The sequence below is a fragment of the Lactococcus cremoris subsp. cremoris NBRC 100676 genome, from assembly GCF_001591705.1.
Lineage (GTDB): Bacteria > Bacillota > Bacilli > Lactobacillales > Streptococcaceae > Lactococcus > Lactococcus cremoris.
Genome location: NZ_BCVK01000003.1, coordinates 23,140 through 45,973, shown reverse-complemented (window position 1 = coordinate 45,973; position 22,834 = coordinate 23,140). Strand labels below are relative to the sequence as shown.

General features: G+C 36.6%; 18 protein-coding genes and 2 pseudogenes. 17 read left to right on the top strand and 3 right to left on the bottom strand.

From position 1 onward, the window contains the following. Positions 1-82 precede the first annotated feature (82 nt). Positions 83-1,024 (top strand): iron-hydroxamate ABC transporter substrate-binding protein, encoded by a 942-nt coding sequence (locus tag LLA01S_RS00805; RefSeq protein WP_021165869.1) that lies wholly within the window; start codon positions 83-85, stop codon positions 1,022-1,024. Between the two features lie 61 nt (positions 1,025-1,085). Then, positions 1,086-1,991 carry a LysR family transcriptional regulator gene (locus LLA01S_RS00800; protein ID WP_021165870.1) on the top strand — a complete coding sequence of 302 codons (906 nt, stop codon included), beginning with the start codon at positions 1,086-1,088 and terminating at the stop codon, positions 1,989-1,991. A 71-nt stretch (positions 1,992-2,062) separates the two neighbouring features. On the opposite strand, the pseudogene LLA01S_RS12055 reads toward LLA01S_RS00800, so the two are convergent. The 3 genes and pseudogenes from LLA01S_RS12055 to LLA01S_RS00785 form a co-directional block, all read right to left on the bottom strand. After that, positions 2,063-2,953, bottom strand: a pseudogene (locus LLA01S_RS12055) (IS982-like element ISLll1 family transposase). Positions 2,954-3,060: 107 nt separating this feature from the next. Further along, the gene (locus LLA01S_RS00790) at positions 3,061-4,236 is read right to left on the bottom strand and encodes an MFS transporter (RefSeq protein WP_061777682.1); all 1,176 of its coding nucleotides are present in this window, start codon (positions 4,234-4,236) and stop codon (positions 3,061-3,063) included. Positions 4,237-4,248: 12 nt separating this feature from the next. Continuing rightward, the gene (locus LLA01S_RS00785) at positions 4,249-5,067 is read right to left on the bottom strand and encodes an aldo/keto reductase (protein WP_011675391.1); all 819 of its coding nucleotides are present in this window, start codon (positions 5,065-5,067) and stop codon (positions 4,249-4,251) included. A gap of 141 nt (positions 5,068-5,208) precedes the next feature. Here LLA01S_RS00785 and LLA01S_RS00780 point away from each other — a divergent pair, with 141 nt between their 5' ends. From LLA01S_RS00780 to LLA01S_RS00710, 15 genes and pseudogenes are all read left to right on the top strand, one after another. Continuing rightward, a complete protein-coding gene (locus LLA01S_RS00780) occupies positions 5,209-5,556 on the top strand; it encodes a winged helix-turn-helix transcriptional regulator (protein WP_011675392.1) in 348 nt (115 codons plus the stop codon). A 43-nt stretch (positions 5,557-5,599) separates the two neighbouring features. Then, complete coding sequence (gloA2, locus tag LLA01S_RS00775; protein WP_011675393.1) at positions 5,600-5,992, top strand: SMU1112c/YaeR family gloxylase I-like metalloprotein; 393 nt, start codon at positions 5,600-5,602, stop codon at positions 5,990-5,992. A gap of 178 nt (positions 5,993-6,170) precedes the next feature. Then, a complete protein-coding gene (locus LLA01S_RS00770) occupies positions 6,171-6,872 on the top strand; it encodes a phosphoglycerate mutase (RefSeq protein ID WP_011675395.1) in 702 nt (233 codons plus the stop codon). 177 nt (positions 6,873-7,049) lie between these two features. After that, positions 7,050-7,613, top strand: coding sequence for an alkyl hydroperoxide reductase subunit C (gene ahpC, locus LLA01S_RS00765; RefSeq protein ID WP_061777681.1), 564 nt, complete (start codon positions 7,050-7,052; stop codon positions 7,611-7,613). Between the two features lie 65 nt (positions 7,614-7,678). Beyond that, positions 7,679-9,205, top strand: a complete 1,527-nt coding sequence (gene ahpF, locus LLA01S_RS00760) for an alkyl hydroperoxide reductase subunit F (RefSeq protein ID WP_061777680.1) — start codon at positions 7,679-7,681, stop codon at positions 9,203-9,205. A gap of 194 nt (positions 9,206-9,399) precedes the next feature. Continuing rightward, positions 9,400-11,565, top strand: coding sequence for a penicillin-binding transpeptidase domain-containing protein (locus LLA01S_RS00755; protein ID WP_061777679.1), 2,166 nt, complete (start codon positions 9,400-9,402; stop codon positions 11,563-11,565). Positions 11,566-11,694: 129 nt separating this feature from the next. Further along, entirely contained in the window at positions 11,695-12,291 is a 597-nt protein-coding gene (recR, locus tag LLA01S_RS00750; RefSeq protein ID WP_061777678.1) for a recombination mediator RecR, read from the top strand. A 118-nt stretch (positions 12,292-12,409) separates the two neighbouring features. After that, entirely contained in the window at positions 12,410-13,459 is a 1,050-nt protein-coding gene (locus tag LLA01S_RS00745; protein WP_031286612.1) for a D-alanine--D-alanine ligase, read from the top strand. 263 nt (positions 13,460-13,722) lie between these two features. Continuing rightward, positions 13,723-15,045, top strand: a complete 1,323-nt coding sequence (locus LLA01S_RS00740; protein ID WP_021165876.1) for a UDP-N-acetylmuramoyl-tripeptide--D-alanyl-D-alanine ligase — start codon at positions 13,723-13,725, stop codon at positions 15,043-15,045. A gap of 168 nt (positions 15,046-15,213) precedes the next feature. Further along, positions 15,214-16,867, top strand: a pseudogene (locus LLA01S_RS00735) (peptide ABC transporter substrate-binding protein). Positions 16,868-16,992: 125 nt separating this feature from the next. Then, positions 16,993-18,417, top strand: coding sequence for a peptide ABC transporter substrate-binding protein (locus LLA01S_RS00730; protein ID WP_255209960.1), 1,425 nt, complete (start codon positions 16,993-16,995; stop codon positions 18,415-18,417). 78 nt (positions 18,418-18,495) lie between these two features. Then, positions 18,496-19,407, top strand: a complete 912-nt coding sequence (locus tag LLA01S_RS00725) for an ABC transporter permease (RefSeq protein ID WP_061777677.1) — start codon at positions 18,496-18,498, stop codon at positions 19,405-19,407. Between the two features lie 15 nt (positions 19,408-19,422). Then, positions 19,423-20,454, top strand: coding sequence for an ABC transporter permease (locus LLA01S_RS00720; protein WP_061777676.1), 1,032 nt, complete (start codon positions 19,423-19,425; stop codon positions 20,452-20,454). Between the two features lie 2 nt (positions 20,455-20,456). Next, entirely contained in the window at positions 20,457-21,506 is a 1,050-nt protein-coding gene (locus LLA01S_RS00715; protein WP_003131637.1) for an ABC transporter ATP-binding protein, read from the top strand. Next, on the top strand, positions 21,503-22,444 hold the full coding sequence (locus LLA01S_RS00710) for an ABC transporter ATP-binding protein (RefSeq protein WP_061777675.1): 942 nt from the start codon (positions 21,503-21,505) through the stop codon (positions 22,442-22,444). The genes LLA01S_RS00715 and LLA01S_RS00710 overlap by 4 nt, the downstream gene beginning before the upstream one ends. Positions 22,445-22,834 lie beyond the last annotated feature (390 nt).

Sequence of the window (22,834 nt, the reverse complement as noted above, 5' to 3'; positions counted from 1 at the left end):
AAATTAATTTACTTTTGTAAATTTCTTATAAAAAAATAATGGTTTATTTCTATAAAATGACCTAAAAATAGAGGAGATTCTTTTGAAAAAAGTACTCACAACCCTAATTGCTGCAGGAGCTTTACTTACTTTAGCTGCCTGTTCTCCAAATTCATCATCAAAAAAATCAACATCGAGTGAAGACAAAGTGACCTTTCACGCTTTGAATGGTGATGTTAAAGTTCCTAAAGATCCAAAACGTATTGCCGTTCAAAATTACCCAGATGAAGTGGCTTCATTAGGTGCAAATGTTGTTGGAACAGACTCATGGGCTTTCCCAAATACCTTCTTATCGAAAGAACAAAAAAAGAATATGGTTGATTTGGGAGCACCAAAATTCAATATGGAAAAATTGATTGCTCAAAATCCTGATTTGATTATTACAGTTGATAAAGACCAAGTGGCTGACTATCAAAAAGTGGCACCAACTGTTCTCGTTAATTATAAAGATCTTTCAGGAATGAATAAATCACTTGATTACTTTGCTAAACTTCTTAATCGTGAAGATGAAAAAGCAAGTTTCCTTAAAAACTTTAAAAAAGAAGCTGATAAACAAAAAGAAAAATTGGCTAAGGTTGATGTTAAACCAGCTAAAAATACCATTTCACTTCTTGAACTTCAAGGAGATAAGGTTTATGCCTTTGGAGATAATTTTGCTCGTGGAGGACAAGCCTTAACAACTGGTTTAGGCTTTAAAGAATCAAGCAAAATGTCCGAACTCTCAAAAGGGGTGGGTTATGCCGAAGTAAATACAGAAAGCTTGGGCGAATTTGATGCAGACTATATCTTTATTGATTTTGCAGAGAAAGATAAAGAACAATATGCTGCTCTAAAAAATAATCCGGTTTGGCAAAATCTTAAAGCGGTTAAAGAAGGACATGTCATCACAATGGACTACGACAAAGTTTACTTCTTTGGCGGACCAACAGCGGCTAAAAAAGAGCTGTCACTCTACACTGACGCTATCATTAAAGCTACAAAATAAAAAGAAAAAGTGTATAATCAACTTATACACTTTTTTTGTGAAAAATTAAGGACTTTATGACATGAATATTAAACAATTACGGTACGTCGTCGCCATTGCTAATAGTGGAACTTTTCGTGAAGCCTCAGAGCAACTCTTTGTTAGTCAACCCTCAATGTCAATTGCAGTAAAAGATTTAGAACAAGAACTTGGCTTTCAAATTTTTGAAAGAACAAATACAGGCGCAACTTTGACTATTGAAGGCGAACGATTTTATGAACAAGCACAAACTGTTTTACGTAATTTCGAAAGCTTTGAATCGAAATATTCTAAACCTAAAGAATCAGACAAAACATTTTCAGTTGCTAGCCAACATTATGATTTTTTAGCACCGGTCGCCGTTGAATTTGAGAAGAAAAATCCCGAAATAAAGAATTTTAGAATTTTTGAATCTACCACTTATAATATTTTACAAGAAGTTGCACAAGGGCATAGCGAACTTGGGGTAGTTTATCTGAATAAACAAAACCGCTCAGGGATTTTAAGAATGCTCAATAAACTTGAATTAGATTATGAAGAGATTTTCTTATCGCAAACGCATATTTATATTCGCAAAGGACATCCACTCGCTCAGCGCGAGACGATTTCAGATGATGACTTAAAACCGCTAGATCGTGTTCGATTTACCCAAGAAAATGAACAGTTTCTTTACTATTCAGAAGATTTGGTTGAAACTTTTGAAAATACATTGATTTATAATGTTACTGACCGAGCTAGTTTAAACGGTATTTTAGAACGAACAGACGCTTATGCGACAGGTCTTGGCTTTATCGATAAAGCAAGTGTTCACAACGTGACTGTTGTTCCTATGCAAGGGGATAATGGAAATAGTTTGATTTTAGTCAAACACCGTGGACATTTACTTTCAAATGCGGCAACTTCTTATAAACGCAGCCTTGAAGTTTATTTTGAAAACTATGAATTCTAAAATAAAAATACTCTCTGATTTATTTATCAGAGAGTATTTTTATTAGGATTACTACCCGAATTGCTAGTTGATTATTTAGCCATGACTTGATACCCGATAGAATATCTTAAAGTCTCTGGTTCCAGTGATTTAGCTGATTTTAACAGTAAAGAATACGCTAAAAGTATCATCTCTAATTTCAATTGAAAACCTTGAGGCGAACGACTTTTACAACGCTCAGCTCCTAGATTTGTCAAAAAAGAGAAAACTCGCTCAATCACTTTTCTACGTTTTTAAAAATTAGGGAAAAGGATTTTCTTTTGCTTCATGTTCTTCCTGACAGGTGTCATTAGATCAATTCCTTCTAATTCCAGCCTATCATGCAGTGACTGACCTAGATATCCCATATCTCCAAGGACTGTTGGTGTCCCAAATTGACTCAACACTTCCTCGGTCATTGAACTATCAGCCATTGAAGCAGGAGTAATTGTGTAGTCTATGACATAGCCTGATTCACTGACTAAAGCATGACATTTACATCCATAGAAGTACTGCCCCTTTGTAGCATTGTAGCCAACATTTGCATAATCTCCAAGAACTTTGCTTCTGAAATTACGAATAGGCTGACACAAAGGAATGGGGAAGCTGTCAATAATGGATACACTCATTCCTTCAACCTCTTTAAAGACGATTGCTTGGCGAATGACTTGGATACTCGGTAAGAGGGCATTACAACGGCGGACAAAGCGAGAATATTCTAGGAAATTAGGAAATAAACTTTGAGCCAATTGGTGCTTAGCTTTAAGCGTTTCACTAAAATGCAGTACGCCCCAGAGGTAACAAGCGATAACTAAGCAATCTGATGTTGCGAGATGGACGTTCTTTCGGTTTTGAACCTCAAGGGGAACACTCGTTTGATAAAGCGTCTCAATGGTTGTCAGTAAATAAACAAAAACTTTTGGAAGTGTGCTATTATAAGTCATATAAGTCGTGCGCTTTCTAATGCTTAGTGGTTTAAGATTAGGATAGCACGACTTATTTATTTTCCAATGAACTTAACTAGCAATTCGGGTAGGATTACTAAAACTTCTTACTGAGCTTTTTGTTTTTGGGCTATGCCAATGAGAATCATTGCAAGCAAGATGATAACAATTCCTCCGATAGGCGTAAAGACAACACTAGAGGTTTTGGAAATTTGGCCTCCTACAAAAGAACCAAGAGTAATTCCAATGTTAAAGGCTGCAATATTGAATGCAGAAACCAGAGTAATATCTTTTGGAGTGAATTTTTCGGCCAGTTGAACAACATATAATTGTAAACCAGGAACATTCATAAAAGCAAAGAGTCCCAAGAGTAATGTTGCAATCAATCCCAAAGGTTGAGAAGCTAAGCTTGTACTGATAAAAAGAAAGAGTAAGCTTAAGGCAAGAGCCGCAAACATTTTTTGCAAAGCAGGAAGGATATTTTTATTTGCTAGATGTCCACCTAGTGAATTACCAATGGCAACCATCACACCAAAGGCAACTAAAATAATAACGACTGTACTTGCTGAAAATCTAAAAGTCCCTTCAAGTATGGGGCTAAGATAAGTGTAAGCAGCGAAAGTTCCACCATATCCAAAAGCAGTGATAAAGAAGGACATCATAATTGATTTATTCGTGAAAATTCGTGCAAGTCCACTCAAGTTGATTTTTCCAGGGATTGGAAGACCTTTAGGAACAAGAATACTTGTAGCTATCAGTCCAATCAATCCAATGACAACAATGAAAATAAATGACATGTGCCAAGTAGAGTGTTGACCAATGAAAGTTCCCAAAGGAACACCGATAACTGTAGCAACTGTAAGTCCTGTAAACATTAAGGCAATCGCTGAAGCTCTTTTTTCAGGACGAACAACATCAGCGGCAATAACTGTGGAAATGGACATGAAGATCCCATGGGCAAGTGAAGCTAGCACCCGTCCAACTAAAAGTAAAATAAAAGTTGGGGCAAAGGCTGAGAGTAAATTACCAAGGATAAACAAAATCATAATGGCAACCATCAAAGTTTTTCGATTCCAAGTTCCTGTGAGAATAGTTAGTAATGGTGCACCAACCGTTACACCTAGCGCATAAAGAGAGACTGTTAAACCGGCTTGCGATAAACTAATATTAAAAGTGTTCACAATCATTGGCATTAAACCAACGCTGATAAATTCGGTTGAACCAATTGCAAAAGCATTAATCGCTAAAGCAAGAAGTGTAAGACTAGGAGAGATTTTTTTCATTATATTTCTTTCTTAAAAATTAAAAGTATCTGGGTTAGGGCCAACACGAAGGGCTTCATTTAATGAGTTTAGGGCCTTCATATCTTCTTGGTCAAGTGCAAAATCAAATATTTGTCGATTAGCAATCATTCGCTCACTCTTGATTGATTTGACATTGACTAAAATCTCTTGCTGAATATCCCAACGAAGAATAATTTGGGCAACAGATTTTCCATGTTTGTCAGCAATTTTTTTGAGCATTTCATTGTCTAATAGTTGACCTTGCATCAAAGGAGACCAAGCTTGGACCTTAATATCATGAAGTTTCAAAAATTCACGAAGTTCTTTTTGTGAAAGCTTAGGGTGAAGTTCAATTTGATTTAATACTGGTTTTATTTCAGCATAGCTAAGAAGTTCTTCTAAATGATGTTTTTGAAAGTTGCTGACACCAATCGCTTTAACTTTTCCCGCTTTATATAAATCTTCCATTGCTTTCCAAGCTTCTTTGTAAGCATAATTAGTGCCAGGCCAGTGGATAAGATATAAATCAAGATAATCCAAATCTAATTTTTTCAAACTTTCTTCAAAGCTTTGAATTGTTTCTTTATAAGAATGATTGTCTCCCCAAAGTTTTGATGTGACAAAGAGATCTTCACGAGTAAGCCCTGTCGAGGTCAAACCTTCTTTTATTCCTTGACCAGTCCCTTCTTCATTTTCATAAATTTTAGCTGTATCAATTAAACGATATCCATTGATAATTCCGTTCTTTACCACTTCAGCAGTTTCTTCATTCGGAATTTGAAAGACTCCTAAACCGAGTTCTGGAATTTCAATTTGATTATTAAGTTTCATTTTTTGCTCCTCATCTATTTTGTTTTGGCAGAAAATTAGTATATAATAAATAAAACCTCTTGAACAGTACCTACTTTTTTGTGTCATACGTACTAAAAAGTAATAATTGGATAGAATAAGGAATTAGAAAGGAAATTAATTTTGAAAAAAATTTATAATATAGGTGTGGAAGCGACAATGGATGTTATTGGTGGAAAATGGAAACCAATTATTTTGTGTAATTTAAGACATCATCCAAGTCGTCCAGGAGAATTGAGAAGACTAATTCCAGGAATCAGTCAAAAAATGCTGACCCAGCAATTAAGAGAATTAGAAATTGATAATATTATCGTGCGTAAGGTTTATAATCAGGTCCCACCTAAGGTTGAATATTCACTAAGTCCTTATGGGGAAACTTTAAATGGCTTACTAGATATTCTTTGTTCATGGGGCGAAGGCCATGTCCAAACTTTAAAAAGTAAAGGTGAAGAAGTTCAAATTTTAGAATAATCTAGTGAATAATGAGTAGCTGATAGGTAAGAGGAGTTAGGAAATGTATCAACCAAGATTCAACAAAATTCATCATATTGCAATCATCGCCGACGATTATGAAAAAGCTCGTCATTTCTATGTTGATATTTTAGGATTTTCAATTATTCGAGAAAATCATCGGCCAGAAAAAGAGGATGTTAAACTTGATTTAAGACTGAATGATGAAACAGAACTTGAATTATTTATTAAATCAGGAGCGCCCGAACGTTTAACTTATCCAGAAGCAAAAGGATACCGACATCTCGCTTTAACAACAACAAATATTGAAGAAGATCGAAATTATTTGATAAGCCAAGGGGTAAAAGTAGAGGAAATTCGGCAGGATGAGATTACTGACAAAAAAATGCTCTTCTTTTATGACCCAGATGATTTACCAATAGAACTTCATGAGTAATTTTTTGAAAAAATCAGATGAAGGAAAGATTTTTATTTTTGCTGACGCTTCTGTCAGTAAATAAAAGGGCTTACAGAAAATAAAAGCTAGAAAAAAAAGAAAAAATGTAGTAAAATTAACTTTGTAAATGAACGAACTAAATGTCGTTCAAGTAAAAAATAAACGGAGAATACACAAAATGCCAAAATTAGTATTTGCACGTCACGGTGAATCTGAATGGAATCTTGCTAACCTTTTCACAGGTTGGGCTGACGTTGACCTTTCTGAAAACGGAACTAAACAAGCGATTGAAGCTGGTAAATTGATTAAAGAAGCTGGAATCGAATTTGATATTGCATACACTTCAGTATTGAAACGTGCGATCAAAACAACTAACCTTGCTCTTGAATTTTCAGATCAACTTTGGGTACCAGTTGTTAAATCATGGCGCTTGAACGAACGTCACTACGGTGGTTTGACAGGTTTGAACAAAGCTGACGCTGCTGCAAAACATGGTGATGAACAAGTTCACATCTGGCGTCGTTCATATGATGTATTGCCACCTGCAATGGATCATGATGATAAATATACAGCTCACGGAGACCGTCGTTATGCTGGTCTTGAAGATTCATTGATTCCTGATGCTGAAAACCTCAAAGTTACTTTGGAACGCGCTCTTCCATTCTGGGAAGACCAAATCGCTCCAGCTTTGAAAGAAGGAAAAAATGTCTTCGTTGGTGCTCACGGTAACTCAATTCGCGCCCTCGTTAAACAAATCAAAAAACTTTCTGATGACGAAATTATGGATGTTGAAATCCCTAACTTCCCACCACTTGTTTTCGAATTTGATGACAATTTGAACGTTCAAAATGAATACTATTTGGCTCCAAAAAAAGCTTAAACATAATTGAATAAGCCATATAATGCTCTGATTTGTCAGTGGAATTTCTACTGATAAATCGGAGCTTTTTTGTATTCAATTTAATAGTTTGTGAGTTTTTAGACAAATTAATTGATTCTTCATTTTTTTCTTGAGATAATTTAATAGTAAAGTTTTAAACAAAAAAAGGAGAACATCATGTCACTAATTGGTAAAAAAATAGAAGAATTTTCAACAGATGCTTATCTTGGTGGGAAATTTATTAAAGTTTCTGACAAAGATTTTTATGGGAAATGGAATGTACTTTGTTTCTATCCAGCGGACTTTTCATTTGTTTGTCCGACAGAGTTAGAAGATTTGGAAGAAACATATCCTGAATTGAAAAAACTCGGAGTAGAAGTTTACTCTGCTTCAACAGATACTCATTTTGTTCATGCTGCATGGCATGACCATAGCGATGCAATTTCTAAGATTACTTATCCTATGCTTGCGGACCCTTCACAAAAAATTTCACGGGCTTTTGATGTTCTTGATGAAGAAGCTGGACTTGCTCAACGTGGAACATTTATTATTGACCCTGATGATGTGATTCAAGCTTTTGAAATTACAGCAGATGGAATTGGGCGAGATGCCAGTCAGTTAATTGATAAAATTAAGGCAGCCCAATATGTCCGCAATCATCCAGGTGAAGTTTGTCCCGCTAAGTGGAAAGAAGATGGGGAAAGCCTTCATGTAGGAATTGACCTTGTAGGAAAAATTTAAAATAAATAAGTGAGTCTTGACTCACTTTATTTGTCTTGAAAAATTTAATGACAGAAAGGTTTAATATGATTTTAGATGAAAATCTGCGTTCTCAGTTACTGCCGTATATGGATTTATTAGAAAATCCAATTATTTTAAAAGTGGACGCAAACGATAGTGAAAATGGACAAAAAATAAATGAATTTACAGATGAACTGGCAAGTTTATCAGACTTGATTTCAAAAGAGAAAACAAATCTGAATCATAAACCGGCTTTTTCAATTGAAAGAGAAGGTGTTTCAGGGGTTGCTTTTTCAGGTCTTCCTTTGGGTCATGAGTTAAATTCATTGGTTTTGGCCCTTGTGCAAGTGAGTGGTCGACCACCACGTATTGAACAAGAATTAATTGAACAAATTAAGGCTATTAAAACTTCACTTCATTTTGATACTTATGTCAGTTTAACTTGTCATAATTGTCCAGATGTGGTTCAAGCTTTAAATACAATGACCATTCTCAACCCTAACATTAGTCATACCATGATTGAGGGAGGCATGTTCCAAGCAGAAGTAGAAGCAAAAGGAATTATGGCTGTTCCTGCTGTCTTTAAAAATGCCGAAGAATTTCATAGTGGACGAGCAAGTCTTGAAGAATTGTTGGAAAAAATTACAGGTCCAGAAAGTTCGGATAGTTTCGCAGAAAAAGAACCTTATGATGTTTTGGTAGTAGGAGGGGGGCCAGCTGGTGCGAGTGCAGCTATTTATGCGGCACGTAAGGGAATCAGGACAGGATTGATTGCCGAGCGCTTTGGAGGCCAACCTTTAGAAACTTTAGGGATTGAAAATCTGATTGGAACACCCTATATAGAGGGTGTTCAGCTTGGGCGTCAGCTTGAAGAACACGTGAAAAAATATCCAGTAGATTTGATGAATCTGCAAAAAGCAGTTAAACTTGAGAAAAAAGATTTAATTGAAGTAAGTCTTGAAAATGGTGCAACCTTGAAGAGTAAAGCTGTTATTCTCTCAACTGGCGCTCGTTGGCGGGATTTAGGAATCCCAGGAGAACAACGCTTTAAGAATAAAGGAGTGGCTTATTGTCCTCATTGTGATGGTCCGCTTTTCTCTGGTAAAGATGTGGCAGTTATTGGTGGAGGAAATTCAGGGATTGAAGCAGGGATAGACTTAGCTGGTTTGGTCAACCATGTCACTGTTCTTGAATTTTTACCAGAACTTAAAGCAGATAAAATCTTACAAAAAAAACTTGCTAGTCTAACTAATGTTACTGTTTTGACCAATGTGGAAACTAAAGAGATTTTAGGAGATGAGCAAGTCACGGGGTTGAATTATCAAGTTCGAGGCTCTAAAGAAACGATTCATTTAGAGCTTGCCGGTGTCTTTGTTTTGATTGGTTTAGTTCCCAATACTCAGTGGTTGGAAGGGACAATTGATTTGACAGATCGTCATGAAATTGTGACTGATAAGGTTGGAGCAACAAATATTCCGGGTGTCTTTGCAGCAGGAGATTGCACAGATACTGTTTATAAACAAATTATTGTGTCAATGGGAAGTGGAGCGACTGCTTCCTTAGGTGCCTTTGATTATTTGATAAGAAATTAAGTTGTTTTTCTTAAAAAGGAAGCTTGTCTGAGTTTCCTTTTTTAGTCTTTTCATTTTTCTTGATTAAGTTGCGTTTCTCGATTAAACTAGAACTAATCAAAATTGTAAGGAAAACTTTTCATAAATGTGGTAAAATGTTTAAGTACAAATTTTGAATTAAAAAATTATTTATAAAACTCATTCTTGGAGTCCAAATGTCAGTTAATAAAAGAAAAAACGATAAGCGCAATAAAGTCGATCAGTCTAAAAAAACAAATAAAGAAACAAAAGTATTAAAAGATCCAACAAAATTAATCCCAAAACGCATTAATCTTCTATTTTTCGTTATTTTTGTTCTGTTTATGATTTTAATCGGAAAACTTTTTCACATGCAAGTTTTGAATTCTCATTTCTATGCCGAAAAATCAATTAGCGCCGGTGGCGATGTTCAGATTATCGAAGGAGCTCCGAGGGGAAATATTTACGATGCAAGTGGTAAAGCTTTAGCAACAACAATCCCTGTCCAAGCCGTTGAATTCACACGTAGTCAAAATGCGACAGCAGATGAAATGTATCAGGTGGCAAATAAGCTAGCAACTATTTTATCTAATGATATTGATGTTGCTGATTTGACAACTCGTGACAAAAAAGATTATTTCTTGGCTAATGCTAAAAATTTGGAAAAAATCGCAAACAAGCTAACTGATAAAGAAAAGAAAGATAAACAAGGCAATGATTTAACTGGCTCACAAATCTATGAGATTGAGCTAAGTAAAGTTAAAGATAGTGACTTGAACTTTACGGCGGAACAAACTTTTGCCGCAAAATTATTCAAAGAAATGAATAGTACAAGTACTTTTAATACTACTAAAATTGCAACTGGAAGTATTACGGCAGAGCAACAAGCGACAATTGCGGAGCAAGAAGGAGATTTTCCAGGAATTACGATTGGAACTTCTTGGGATCGCTCTTATGCTCAAAATTCGCTAACTCCATTAATGGGGACTATTACTTCACAGAAATCGGGGATTCCGGCGGAAGATTTAGATGCCTATCTTAAAAAAGGTTATCAACGTAATGACCGTGTGGGAACTGGACTTCTTGAGAAAGGCTACGAAAGTGAACTTCAAGGAACGCACAGTATTAGCAAAGTCAAATTTGATAAAAATGGTGATGTTTCTGGAACAAAAACAATTCAAAAAGGAAAACGTGGGGATGATTTAAAATTAACGATTAACCTAGATTTCCAAAATGCTGTCAACGATTTGGTTAAAACACAATTGGACCAATTAATTGCCCAAGGTTATGGTCAGTATAACAGAGGGGCTTATGCTGTTGTTCTCAATGTTAAAACAGGTGCAGTACTAGCCCTATCTGGATATAACCGTGACCCTAATACAGGAGTAATTACGGATAATACACTTGGAACTTTCCAAAGCGTCTTTACGCCAGGGTCTGTTGTGAAAATGGGAACATTGACTGCTGCTTGGAATGCAGGGGTGATTTCGGGAAATGACACTTTAACTGCGCAGTCTATTCAATTTAAAGGTTCACCTCCTATCAATGACTGGTGGGGAGATGCTTCACCAATGGCTTTAACGGCTGTTGAAGCCCTGCAATATTCATCAAATACTTATATGATGCAGTTAGCAATGAGAATGTTAGGGGCTCCTTATACTGGTGCTGGACAATATCTCAATGATAGTAACCGGGTTAAAGTCTATGAGCAGCTACGAAGCGCATTTGCTTCTTACAGTTTAGGGACTTCAACAGGATTCGATATTCCGGGAGAGTCCACAGGATTTATTCCTTCAGCAAAATCTAAAGATGCTTCTGGGGTTAATGTATTGTATGAATCATTTGGTCAGTATGATAACTATACTCCACTTCAATTGGCAGTTTATGCTGCAACTTTAGGAAATAATGGAACGCGCTTAGCGCCACACATCGTCCAAGGGATTTATGAGGGCGGAAATGATCGACAACCAGGAACCTTAATTAAAAATATTACGCCTAAAATTATGGATAAGGTTAATATTACTCCAGACAATATGGATGTTCTTCATCAAGGGATGTATGCTGTTGTTCATGGTGCAGGTGGTTTGACTACTGGTAAGCCAATGAGCGCTGCAACGGTTTCTATTTCTGGTAAAACGGGTACTTCCGAAAGTACGAAAATATTAGGAGATGGTAGTCAAGTTATCGTAACAGCAAATAATGCAGTTGCTTTTGCTCCGTCAGACAATCCAGAGATTGCGATTGGAGTTGTGTTGCCAGATAATACTGAAAGTGATGCTTCTAGTGGTACGAAGGCAAACCAAAGCATTGTCACTGGAATTACCGATTTATACTACTCAAACGAAGCTTTTCGAACAAATTAAAATAAAAAAGCCCTCTTGAATGAGGGTTTTTCTTTTAAAAATCTTGTCGCATTTCCTTTTCATTTTAAGCCTTTTATAGTAAAATTAATAAATTGAATAAAATATTTACAAGTGAAGAATTGGTGAAATATGTATTATCCAGAACCTATTGCTCGCCTGATTGAGTCATTTTCAAAATTACCCGGAATTGGGAAGAAAACGGCGACACGGCTAGCTTTTTATACGATTGGCATGGAAGATCAAGATGTCAATGAATTTGCGAAAAATCTCTTGTCAGCAAAACGAGATTTACGCTTTTGCTCTATTTGTGGGAATTTAACAGAAAGTGATCCTTGTGCTATTTGTACTGATCCCACACGTGATAGAACAACGATATTGGTTGTCGAAGAATCTAAAGATGTTCTTGCCATGGAAAAAATCCGCGAATATCGTGGACTCTATCATGTCTTACATGGAACAATTAGTCCAATGAACGGAATCTCTCCTGATGAAATTAATGTTAAATCTTTGATTACAAGGTTAATGGACTCAGAAGTTAAAGAAGTGATTATTGCGACCAATGCGACATCGGATGGTGAAGCAACCGCTATGTATCTGGCTCGAATGATTAAACCTGCGGGAATTAAAGTGACACGACTGGCTCGTGGATTAGCTGTAGGGTCTGATATAGAATACGCTGATGAGGTTACCTTATCAAAAGCCGTGGAGAATCGGTTGGAAATTTGATTTTTTCTGTGGTAAAATAAAAAAGACAATTATTGACGTTTTGTATTATAAAGAAATCTTAAAAATGGTCAGTAAAAAAGAAGCGACTGACAAGGCAGTCAGTAAAAAAGGAAGAAATATGTCAAAAGAAACATTAATTTTGTTGTATGGTGGTCGTTCTGCTGAGCGAGAAGTATCAGTTTTATCAGCAGAATCAGTGATGAGAGCTGTCAATTATTCTCGTTTTATTGTGAAAACTTACTTTATCACTAAGGGTGGTGAATTCATAAAAACACAAGAATTTACTGACACACCTGCTGAAGAAGAAAAATTACTGACAAACGATTTGGCAGAGTCTTATCCAAAGATTTCACCTGCGGCAATTTATGAAAAAGATGCTGTTGTATTTCCAGTTCTACATGGTCCAATGGGTGAAGACGGCTCTATTCAAGGATTTTTAGAAATTTTGCGTTTGGCATATGTCGGACCGAATATTTTATCTGCCTCAAGTACAATGGATAAATTATTAGCAAAACATGTTTTTGAAGCTGTTGGTGTGCCACAAGTTCCTTATATTGCCGCTTTTGCTGACGAAAATCAAGCGGAGATTGCTCAAGAAGTCGTCGAAAAATTAGAATTTCCAGTTTTTGTTAAACCTGCTAATATGGGTTCTAGTGTGGGGATTTCAAAAGTTGATGATTTAGCAGATCTTCAACCAGCCCTGAGTGAAGCTTACAAATATGATAACCGTGTGGTCATTGAACAAGGGGTGGATGCGCGTGAAATCGAGTGTGCTGTCTTGGGAAATAATAGTGACGTTTCTGCAACACTTCCAGGAGAAGTCGTGAAAGATGTTGGATTTTATGATTACAACTCAAAATATATTGATAATAAAATCCAAATGGACATTCCTGCAAAAGTTTCAGCAGATTTAGCTCAAAAAATTCAAGAATATGCCAAGAAAGCTTATAAAGCAGTTAATGGAGCTGGTTTGTCACGTTGTGATTTCTTTGTGACTAAAGATGGAAATGTGTATCTTAATGAAGTCAATGCCATCCCTGGTTTCACTCAATGGTCAATGTATCCATTGCTTTGGGAAAATATGGGCTTGTCTTACTCTGATTTAATTGAAAAATTAGTTGATTTAGCTAAAGAAACTTTTGAAACACGCGAAAATCATCTCTTATAAAAAATACGAATCTGTCAGTAAATTAATTGCTGACAGATTTTTTCATCAGTAAAAAGGGCAAAAAGTACCACTGCTTATGGGCTGTGTTACTTTTTTCTATAATTCAGAGTAAAAAGTTTAAGTTGATAAGGAGGCCGGATGTAAGAAATTATCATTCTAAGGTATAACCGCAGATAGGGTTGGTTTCATTCGGTCCTAATAAATTGAAAGCCAGTCACACGAAACGTGTTTCATCTGGCTGGCTGTGTTATAATGGAGTCACTATGAAACTCACAATTCACGAAATCGCTCAAGTCGTTGGCGCAAAAAATGATTGGTCGCAACTGGCAGATTTGTCAGTAAATAAAATTGAATTTGACAGCCGTTTAATTGAAAAAGGAGATATCTTTTTGCCACTCAAAGGGGCACGAGATGGTCATGATTTCATCGAGATTGCTTTTGACAATGGAGCAATAATTAGCTTTTCAGAAAAAGAAGTTGAACAAGCTCATCTTTTGGTTGATGATAATCTAGCAGCTTTCCAAACATTAGCAAAATATTATCTGGAAAAAACAAAAGTTCCAGTTATTGCGGTGACAGGCTCAAATGGTAAAACAACCACCAAGGATATGATTGCTGCTGTTTTATCTAAAAAATATAAAACCTATAAAACACAAGGAAATCATAATAACGAAATTGGATTGCCTTACACAATTTTACACATGCCAGAGGATACTGAAAAATTAGTATTAGAAATGGGAATGGACCACCCTGGCGATATTGATTTTCTCTCACAACTAGCTCAACCTGAACTAGCTCTTATTACCTTAATTGGTGAAGCTCATCTTGAATTTATGGGTAGTCGTGAAAATATTGCAAAAGGTAAAATGGGTATTACTGCTGGTCTACATGGTGAATTAATTGCCCCTGCTGACCCAATTATTAATGCTTTTATTCCAGAAAATCAAAAAATCAGTCGTTTTGGTTTGCCCGGTGAAGATTTATTCATTACAAAATTAATTGAGCACAAAGAAAGATTGACTTTTGAAACTAATTTTTTAGATGAATCAATAACGATTCCAGTTCCTGGTAAATATAATGCAACGAATGCTATGTTAGCTGCTTATGTTGGCTTACATTATGGGTTGACAGAAGCTGAAATCAAAAATGCTTTGAAAGAAGTTGAACTGACCAGAAATCGGACAGAGTGGAAAAAATCTAAAAATGGAGCTGACCTTTTAAGCGACGTCTATAATGCCAATCCAACAGCTATGCGCCTGATTTTGGAAACTTTCCAAGCCATTCCTAAAAATGAAAATGGTCGAAAAATCGCAGTTCTTGCTGACATGTTAGAACTCGGGCCAACTGCTGCTCAACTTCATAAAGAGGTGCTGAAATCGATTGATTTCACAAAAATTGATAAAGTCTATCTTTATGGCGAAATGATGAAAAATTTGGCAGATATTTCGACTGACAAACCTGTCAGCTATTTTACAGATTTGGATTTACTGACAGAAAGTCTGTCAGCAGATTTGAAACCAGCAGACCAAGTTTTATTCAAGGGTTCAAACAGCATGAAACTTTCAGAAGTTGTTGAAAAATTATAATGACAAAAAAGTACTGACAAGAGTCGGTACTTTTTAGTTTTGTTAAATTGTCAGAAAAATACAATAATATTCTTGACATTAGATTTTTGAAGAAGTATAATAGGTCCACGTTTAATTTTCAGAATAATTAGAAAATTCGATAGTACTTTTAGGATTTGGAGAAACCAGATGAAACAAGCAAAAATTATTGGGCTCACCACCGTCATTGCTCTGTCAGGAATTATTTTAGTGGCCTGTGGTTCAAAAACAAGTGAGCAAAAAAACATTCAATTTTCAATTCCCACTGATGTGGCCTCGCTGGATACCACAATTTTAACTGACCAGTATTCTTATGATGTTTGCAGGAAATGTTGAAGAAGGATTGACACGCGTTGACTCTAAAGGAAATGCTGCCTTGGCTCTTGCAAAATCAATTGACGTTTCAAAAGACGGCTTGACCTATACGGTCACCCTTAAAGATAATTTGAAATGGTCAAACGGTGACAAATTGACCGCTAAAGATTTTGTTTATTCATGGAAAAGAGCAGTGGACCCTAAAACGGGTTCAGAATATGCCTATTTGATGGGAGCAGTTTCTGGAGCTAATGATATTATTTCTGGTAAATCATCACTTGATAGTCTAGGAATTAAAGCTGAGTCAGATACAGAATTTACAGTCACCTTGGCACAACCAACACCATATTTCAAATTCCTTTTGTCAGAACCCGTTTATTATCCACTTGATCAAAAAGTCGTTGATAAATATGGTAAACAATATGGGACATCCTCAGATAAAACCGTCTATAATGGCCCATTCATGTTCAAATCAGATAAAGCTTGGACTGGAACAAATAAGAATTTTTCAATTTATGCCAATCCAAATTATTATGATAAATCAGCAGTCAAGTCTAAACAAATTGATTTTCAAGTCATTTCAAATGCTAATACAGGAGCTCAACTCTATAAACAAGGAAAACTCGACTTTACACTCCTTTCAACAACTGATTTGATTAATGCCAATAAAAAAACAGAGGGTTATACAGTCTTTAAACAAGCACGGACAGACTATATTGAATACAATCAGTCTGGAAAAAATGCCTCAAGTCCTGATGCTCAAAAAGCTTTAGCAAATCAAGACATCCGTCAGGCTTTAAACTTAGCAACAAATCGAGCAGAGGTTGTCAAAACAGCCCTCCCAGGCTCGACCGTTGCGACAAGTTTCATACCAGTGGGGATGAGTAAGACCTCAACGGGAGAAGATTTTGCAACTTATGCCAAACAAGATTATAGTTATGACCCGACAAAAGCAAAGGAACTTTGGGCAAACGGATTAAAAGAACTTGGTTTGACCAAACTCAGTCTTAGCCTTGAAGCTGCTGGAGATTTGGCACCATCAGAAGCAACGGCTAACTTCTTGCAAACGGCTTATCAACAAAATCTGCCAGGATTGACGGTTAATTTAAAACTCGTTCCATTCAAACAAAGACTGAATGATGCGCAAAATGGAAATTTTGACATGGTGCTCTCAGGTTGGGGTGGAGATTATGCTGAACCCTCTACCTTCTTGCAACTCTTTACAACAGGTCAATCCTATAATGACGGAAAATTCTCAAGTAAAACCTATGATGATGCTTTTAAAGCAGCAACAACAACACCAGATGTTCTTGAGCCAGCCAAAGTAGACGAACATTATAAAGCGGCAGAAGCAGCTCTTTATGAAGGATCATATATCAATCCAATTGATTTTCAAGCCAATCCAGCTTTAATGAATCCTAAAATCACAGGCTTAGAATTTCATTCAACAGGTCTAGCTTACGACTTAAAATCGGCTTATATTAAATAATTAAAACATAAAGATAAATTTTCTGAAAATTTATCTTTTTTATTGAATATTCTTACTGGTTGAAATAGAATACAAATACATACTCAAACATCATTATTGGTAACACCAATGCAGGTTTGACACGTGTGGACAAAGATGGTAAAGCACAGCCAGAATTGGCAAAATCTGTTGATGTATCAAAAGATGGCTTGACTTATACTTTCCATCTTCGTGATGGCTTGAAATGGTCAAACGGTGATGCTTTGACAGCTAAAGACTTCGTTTATTCTTGGCAACGTGCGGTTGATCCAGCGACTGCTTCAGAATACGGATACCTCCTTGGCCCAGTTAAAAACGCCAACGAGATTAATGGTGGTAAAGCTGATAAATCAACACTTGGTGTTAAAGCAACTGATGACAAAACATTTGTTGTTACCCTTGCACAACCAACACCATACTTTGAATTCTTGACAGCTAACTCTGTTTATTACCCACTCAATCAAAAAGTGGTTGAAAAATATGGAAAACAATATGGAACATCATCAGAAAAGATGGTTTACTCAGGACCATATAAATTCGAAAAATCAAAAGGTTGGAACGGTTCAAACCAAACATTCTCAATCGTGAAGAATGATGATTATTGGGATAAGAGTGCAGTTAAAACTAAAGAAATCGACTTCCAAGTTGTTCAAGACCCTAAAACTTCATTTAACCTTTATAAACAAGGTAAGATTGTCCAAGCAAGTATTGGTGACCCAGACCTTTTCAAAGCAAATAAAAATAATAAAGATGTCGTATCTTTGGATGAAGCAACAACAGCTTACATTCAATATAATCAATCTGGGAAAAATAAAGCTCTTGCTAACAAGAACATTCGTGAAGCCTTCAACCTCGCTACCGACCGCCAACAATATGTTGATACAGTAATGCCTGCTTCTAATCCTGCGACAGGATTAACACCAGCGGGTATGGCTAAAACAAATACTGGTGAAGACTTCGCTAAGTATGCAGCACAACCATACAAATACGATGCTACAGCAGCAAAAGCAGCTTGGGCTAAAGGATTGAGTGAAATTGGCGAAACTAAACTTACGTTGACTTTAACAACTGATGATACATCAGCTTCAAAAGATTCAGCAACTTTCCTTAAACAAGCATGGGAAAAACAACTTCCAGGATTGACGCTTAATATCAAATCAGTACCATTTAAACAACGTTTGAATGACTCAACAACTGGTAACTTTGATATGGTCATCTCTCTTTGGGGTGGTGACTATGCTGAACCATCAACTTTCCTTGACCTATTTGTAAAAGATGGACCAAACAACAATGGTAAAATCAACAATGTTACTTATGATAAAGCCATTAAAGCTGCCGAAGTAACAGATGCCCTTGATCCTGAAAAGCATTTTGCAGATTATAAAGCGGCTGAAGAAGCACTTTATACAGAATCAAATCTCAATCCACTGTACTTCCGTACAACTCCAGTCCTGCGTAATCCTAACCTTAAGGATGTACGATTCGGTTCAACTGGTTTAATGTATGACTTCAAAACAGCTTACCTCAAATAATAATAGAGTTTTAGAGCAAGAAAGTTAGGATTGGCAGATTGCCAACCCTATCTTTTCGCTTAGATTAGGAAATTTTTTATGGTTAAATATATTCTTAAACGTTTGGGACTTTTGCTTCTGACTTTGTTCCTGATTGTGACATTGACTTTCTTTATGATGCAAGTCATGCCCGGAACACCTTTCTCAAATCCCAAACTAACGCCAGATCAACTGGAAATTTTAAAACATACCTATGGTTTAGATAAACCGCTTTGGCAACAATACTTTATCTATGTTGGACATATGTTCACAGGTAATTTTGGTACATCATTTGTTTATACAAATCAACCGGTTATTACAATGATCGCTCAACGTTTACCAGTTTCAATGCAACTTGGGGTCCAAGCACTTATTCTTGGAACAGTTCTTGGAGCCTTCATGGAAAAAGCTTCCGCTCGTCGTAAAAATGGATTGCTTGATGGAATTTTTGGTTTTGTCTCAGTCCTAGGGATTTCCGTTCCTTCATTCGTAATTGGTACCTTAATCCTTCTTTACTTAGGGTTCAATTTGAATCTTTTCCCAATTTCTGGTTGGGGAACCTTCTCACAGACAATTATGCCAACAATAGCTCTATCTTTCGCTCCAATGGCTGTGGTAACCCGTTTTGTTCGTTCTGAAATGATTGAGTCTTTATCTTCTGACTACATCTTGTTAGCTCGTGCTAAAGGACTTTCTGAAAAAGAAGTGGTCAATAAACATGCATTGCGTAATTCATTGATTCCGATGTTGACTTTGATTGGGCCAATGGCTGCCAATCTTTTGACAGGTTCGGTCTTGATTGAAAAAATCTTTTCAATCCCCGGGATTGGTTCACAATTTGTTGATTCAATTCCAGCCAAAGACTTCCCAGTTATTATGGCAACAACAATTGTCTATGCAGTAATCTTGATGTTATTTATCTTAGTTACAGATATTCTGACTGCAATTGTTGATCCACGAGTTCGTCTCTAGAAAGGGTTTGTCGAAATGGAAAATTTAAATAAAGACTTCACCCTTGTTGGTTCAAAGGGTTCAGATTCAACAGAAAAAATTGCGAAACCTGCCTTGAGTTTTTTCCAAGATGCTTGGCGTCGTTTTAAGAAAAATAAAGCAGCTTTGGTTGCCATGTGGATTATTGCGATTACATTGGTTTTCTCAGTGATTTCAGCATTTGTTGTACCACAATCAAAGGCAAATTACTTTAATCCAAATAAATCACAAGTTTATGGAAATCTTCCGCCAAAACTATCAGGTGATTTACCATTTTGGAATGGTGAATTTAAAGCACCGGGTTCTACTGAAAGAACAGATGTCTATAAATCACAAGATGTTCCAAGCAAAGACAAATATGTCTTCGGGACTGATAAATATGGTCGTTCATTAGCTAAACGAACAGTTGTTGGTTTGCGTATTTCATTGATTATTGCCCTTGCTGCGGCTCTAATTGACTTAGTAATTGGGGTGACCTACGGGATTATTTCCGGCTGGATGGGCGGAAAAGTCGATATGGTCATGCAACGGATTATTGAAATTATCCAATCTGTACCAAACTTAGTTGTGGTAACCATGCTTGCCCTCTTATTGGGACAAGGGATTTCATCAATTATCATTGCCATTGGGCTCTTTGCCTGGACCGGAATGGCCCGGCAAGTCAGGAATATGGTGCTCTCCTATAAAGAGCGTGACTTTGTCTTAGCTTCAAAAACTTTAGGACAATCTACTTGGAAAATTGCAGTAAAACATTTGTTGCCAAACGTTTCAGGGGTTATTGTTGTCCAAATCATGTTTGATATTCCAAGTATGATTATGTATGAGGCTGTTTTATCAGCGATTAACCTTGGGGTTAAACCGCCAACGTCTTCTTTGGGGACTTTGATTAATGATGGGATTGCAAGTTTGCAATTCTATCCATTCCAATTGATTATTCCAGCAGTAGTATTGTCTGTGCTTTCACTCACATTTATCTTCTTTGGAGATGGTTTGCGTGATGCATTTGACCCTAGAGCAAGTGAGGATTAGAAATGGCAGAAGAAAAAGTATTAGAAGTTAAAAATTTGCATGTCAATTTCCACACCTATGCTGGAGATGTTAAAGCGATTCGTGATGTTTCTTTTGATTTAGAAAAAGGACAGACCCTAGCGATTGTTGGTGAGTCTGGTTCTGGTAAATCAGTAACAACAAAAACTTTGATGGGCTTGAATGCGAAAAATGCGGTAATACCGCAAGGTGAATTATTATTTAAAGGGCGTAACCTTCTTGATTTAAAAGAAGAAGAATGGCAAAAAATTCGTGGAAATGAAATTTCAATGATTTTCCAAGACCCAATGACTTCTCTTGACCCAACCATGCGTATTGGAAAACAGATTGCTGAACCTTTGTTGAAACACAATAAAGGCATGAGTAAAGCCGATGCCATGAAACGGGCCCTTGAATTGATGCAACAAGTAGGGATTCCTGATGCCGAAGTACATATCAATGATTATCCACACCAATGGTCAGGTGGGATGCGTCAACGGGCGGTTATCGCCATTGCCTTGGCTGCTGACCCTGAAATATTGATTGCAGATGAACCTACAACTGCGCTTGACGTTACTATTCAAGCACAAATCATGCACATGATGGCCGAATTGCAAGAGCGTATTAATTCATCTATTGTCTTTATCACCCATGATTTAGGGGTTGTTGCTGGATTTGCACATAAAGTTGCAGTAATGTATGCGGGAGAAATCGTTGAATATGGGACAGTTGAAGAAATTTTCTATAACCCACAACATCCTTACACTTGGGGACTTTTGGATTCAATGCCAACAGTTGATTCAAGTGTAGACCGCTTGGTTTCAATTCCAGGAACTCCTCCTGACTTGTTGAATCCGCCAAAAGGGGATGCCTTTGCGGCACGTAATAAATTTGCCCTAGCAATTGACTTTGAAGAAGAACCTCCATACTTTGAAGTTTCTCCAACTCATTTTGCTAAAACTTGGCTTTTAGATCCACGAGCACCAAAAGTAACGCCTTCCGATAATATCTTGGCACGTTGGAAACGCTGGGAAGAATTGAAAGGGGATAAATGATGACAGATCCTAAAAAAGTGGTTGAAATAAAAAACCTTGATTTGACTTTTAATAAAGGAAAAAAAGGGGCAAATAAAGCAATTAATAATGTTTCTTTAGATATTTATGAAGGAGAAACATTTGGACTTGTTGGAGAATCAGGTTCTGGTAAAACAACGATTGGTCGAGCAATTCTTAAACTTTACGATAATTTTATTACTGGTGGAGAAATTCTCTTTGAAGGTAAAGATGTTCGTAATCTAAAAGGCTCAGAGTTGCGAGAATATCGTTCAGAAGCACAAATGATTTTCCAAGATCCACAAGCTTCATTGAATGGGCGGATGCGCGTTAAAGATATTGTTGCTGAAGGACTTGACGCTAACGGTTTAGTAAAAACTAAAGCTGAACGTGATGCTCGTGTATTGGAACTTTTGCGTCTGGTTGGATTGAATGATGACCATTTGACACGTTATCCCCATGAGTTTTCTGGTGGACAACGTCAACGGATTGGGATTGCACGTGCACTTGCTGTAAAACCAAAATTTGTCGTTGCCGATGAACCTATCTCGGCACTAGATGTATCAATTCAGGCCCAAGTCGTTAACTTGATGAGAGATATTCAAGCAAAAGAAAATTTGACTTACTTATTTATCGCTCATGATTTGTCAATGGTTAAATACATTTCAGACCGCATTGGTGTGATGCATTGGGGGAAAATTTTGGAAGTTGGAACTTCTGAGCAAGTTTACAATCATCCAATTCATCCTTACACTAAGAGTTTGCTAAGTTCGATTCCGTCACCAGACCCTATCTCTGAACGTCAGCGGACCCCAATTGTTTATGACCCAACAGCAGAATTGGATGGACAAGAACGTGAGATGCGTGAAATTACGCCTGGACATTTTGTCTTTTCAACAGAAGCTGAAGCGGAAGTGTATAAGAAAAATGCCACTCTATAAGTAAAAAATAATGATAAAACAATTAGTTCTACTGATTGTTTTTTCTATTGTTTTCTTACTGCCCGAATAAATTTTTCACTCTTTAATCCATCAGTAAGTGTAAAAAAATCAGCTATAAAATTATGGCAAATTTTGGTATAATTGAGTTCGTCCTCCTAGAAACTAGGAAAGTAGAAAAATCGGAACCTGCACAAGTGCAGAACCACGATTCCCTACCTTACGTTGTCCGCTCTCGCTATGTCGTTGAAGCGACAAGTCGAGCCGCAATTTTCTACGTTTCTTGCAGTCGGCCTCGCATCTTGATATAATTAAAAGAACTATTTTTTTTGAGGTTTAGCCAATGTAAATTAAATTAAAAGTATAAATGAATAATTAAAGAAAATGAGAGTA

What these genes read in the sequence shown, in the direction of transcription:
- recR (WP_061777678.1), top strand. Translation starts at nt 11,695, where the DNA reads ATGTATTATCCAGAACCTATTGCTCGCCTGATTGAGTCATTTTCAAAA.
- ahpF (WP_061777680.1), top strand. Translation starts at nt 7,679, where the DNA reads ATGATTTTAGATGAAAATCTGCGTTCTCAGTTACTGCCGTATATGGAT.
- LLA01S_RS00785 (WP_011675391.1), bottom strand. Translation starts at nt 5,067, where the DNA reads ATGAAACTTAATAATCAAATTGAAATTCCAGAACTCGGTTTAGGAGTC.
- LLA01S_RS00715 (WP_003131637.1), top strand. Translation starts at nt 20,457, where the DNA reads ATGGCAGAAGAAAAAGTATTAGAAGTTAAAAATTTGCATGTCAATTTC.
- LLA01S_RS00710 (WP_061777675.1), top strand. Translation starts at nt 21,503, where the DNA reads ATGATGACAGATCCTAAAAAAGTGGTTGAAATAAAAAACCTTGATTTG.
- gloA2 (WP_011675393.1), top strand. Translation starts at nt 5,600, where the DNA reads ATGTATCAACCAAGATTCAACAAAATTCATCATATTGCAATCATCGCC.
- LLA01S_RS00755 (WP_061777679.1), top strand. Translation starts at nt 9,400, where the DNA reads ATGTCAGTTAATAAAAGAAAAAACGATAAGCGCAATAAAGTCGATCAG.
- LLA01S_RS00800 (WP_021165870.1), top strand. Translation starts at nt 1,086, where the DNA reads ATGAATATTAAACAATTACGGTACGTCGTCGCCATTGCTAATAGTGGA.
- LLA01S_RS00720 (WP_061777676.1), top strand. Translation starts at nt 19,423, where the DNA reads ATGGAAAATTTAAATAAAGACTTCACCCTTGTTGGTTCAAAGGGTTCA.
- LLA01S_RS00790 (WP_061777682.1), bottom strand. Translation starts at nt 4,236, where the DNA reads ATGAAAAAAATCTCTCCTAGTCTTACACTTCTTGCTTTAGCGATTAAT.
- LLA01S_RS00740 (WP_021165876.1), top strand. Translation starts at nt 13,723, where the DNA reads ATGAAACTCACAATTCACGAAATCGCTCAAGTCGTTGGCGCAAAAAAT.
- LLA01S_RS00770 (WP_011675395.1), top strand. Translation starts at nt 6,171, where the DNA reads ATGCCAAAATTAGTATTTGCACGTCACGGTGAATCTGAATGGAATCTT.
- LLA01S_RS00745 (WP_031286612.1), top strand. Translation starts at nt 12,410, where the DNA reads ATGTCAAAAGAAACATTAATTTTGTTGTATGGTGGTCGTTCTGCTGAG.
- ahpC (WP_061777681.1), top strand. Translation starts at nt 7,050, where the DNA reads ATGTCACTAATTGGTAAAAAAATAGAAGAATTTTCAACAGATGCTTAT.
- LLA01S_RS00725 (WP_061777677.1), top strand. Translation starts at nt 18,496, where the DNA reads ATGGTTAAATATATTCTTAAACGTTTGGGACTTTTGCTTCTGACTTTG.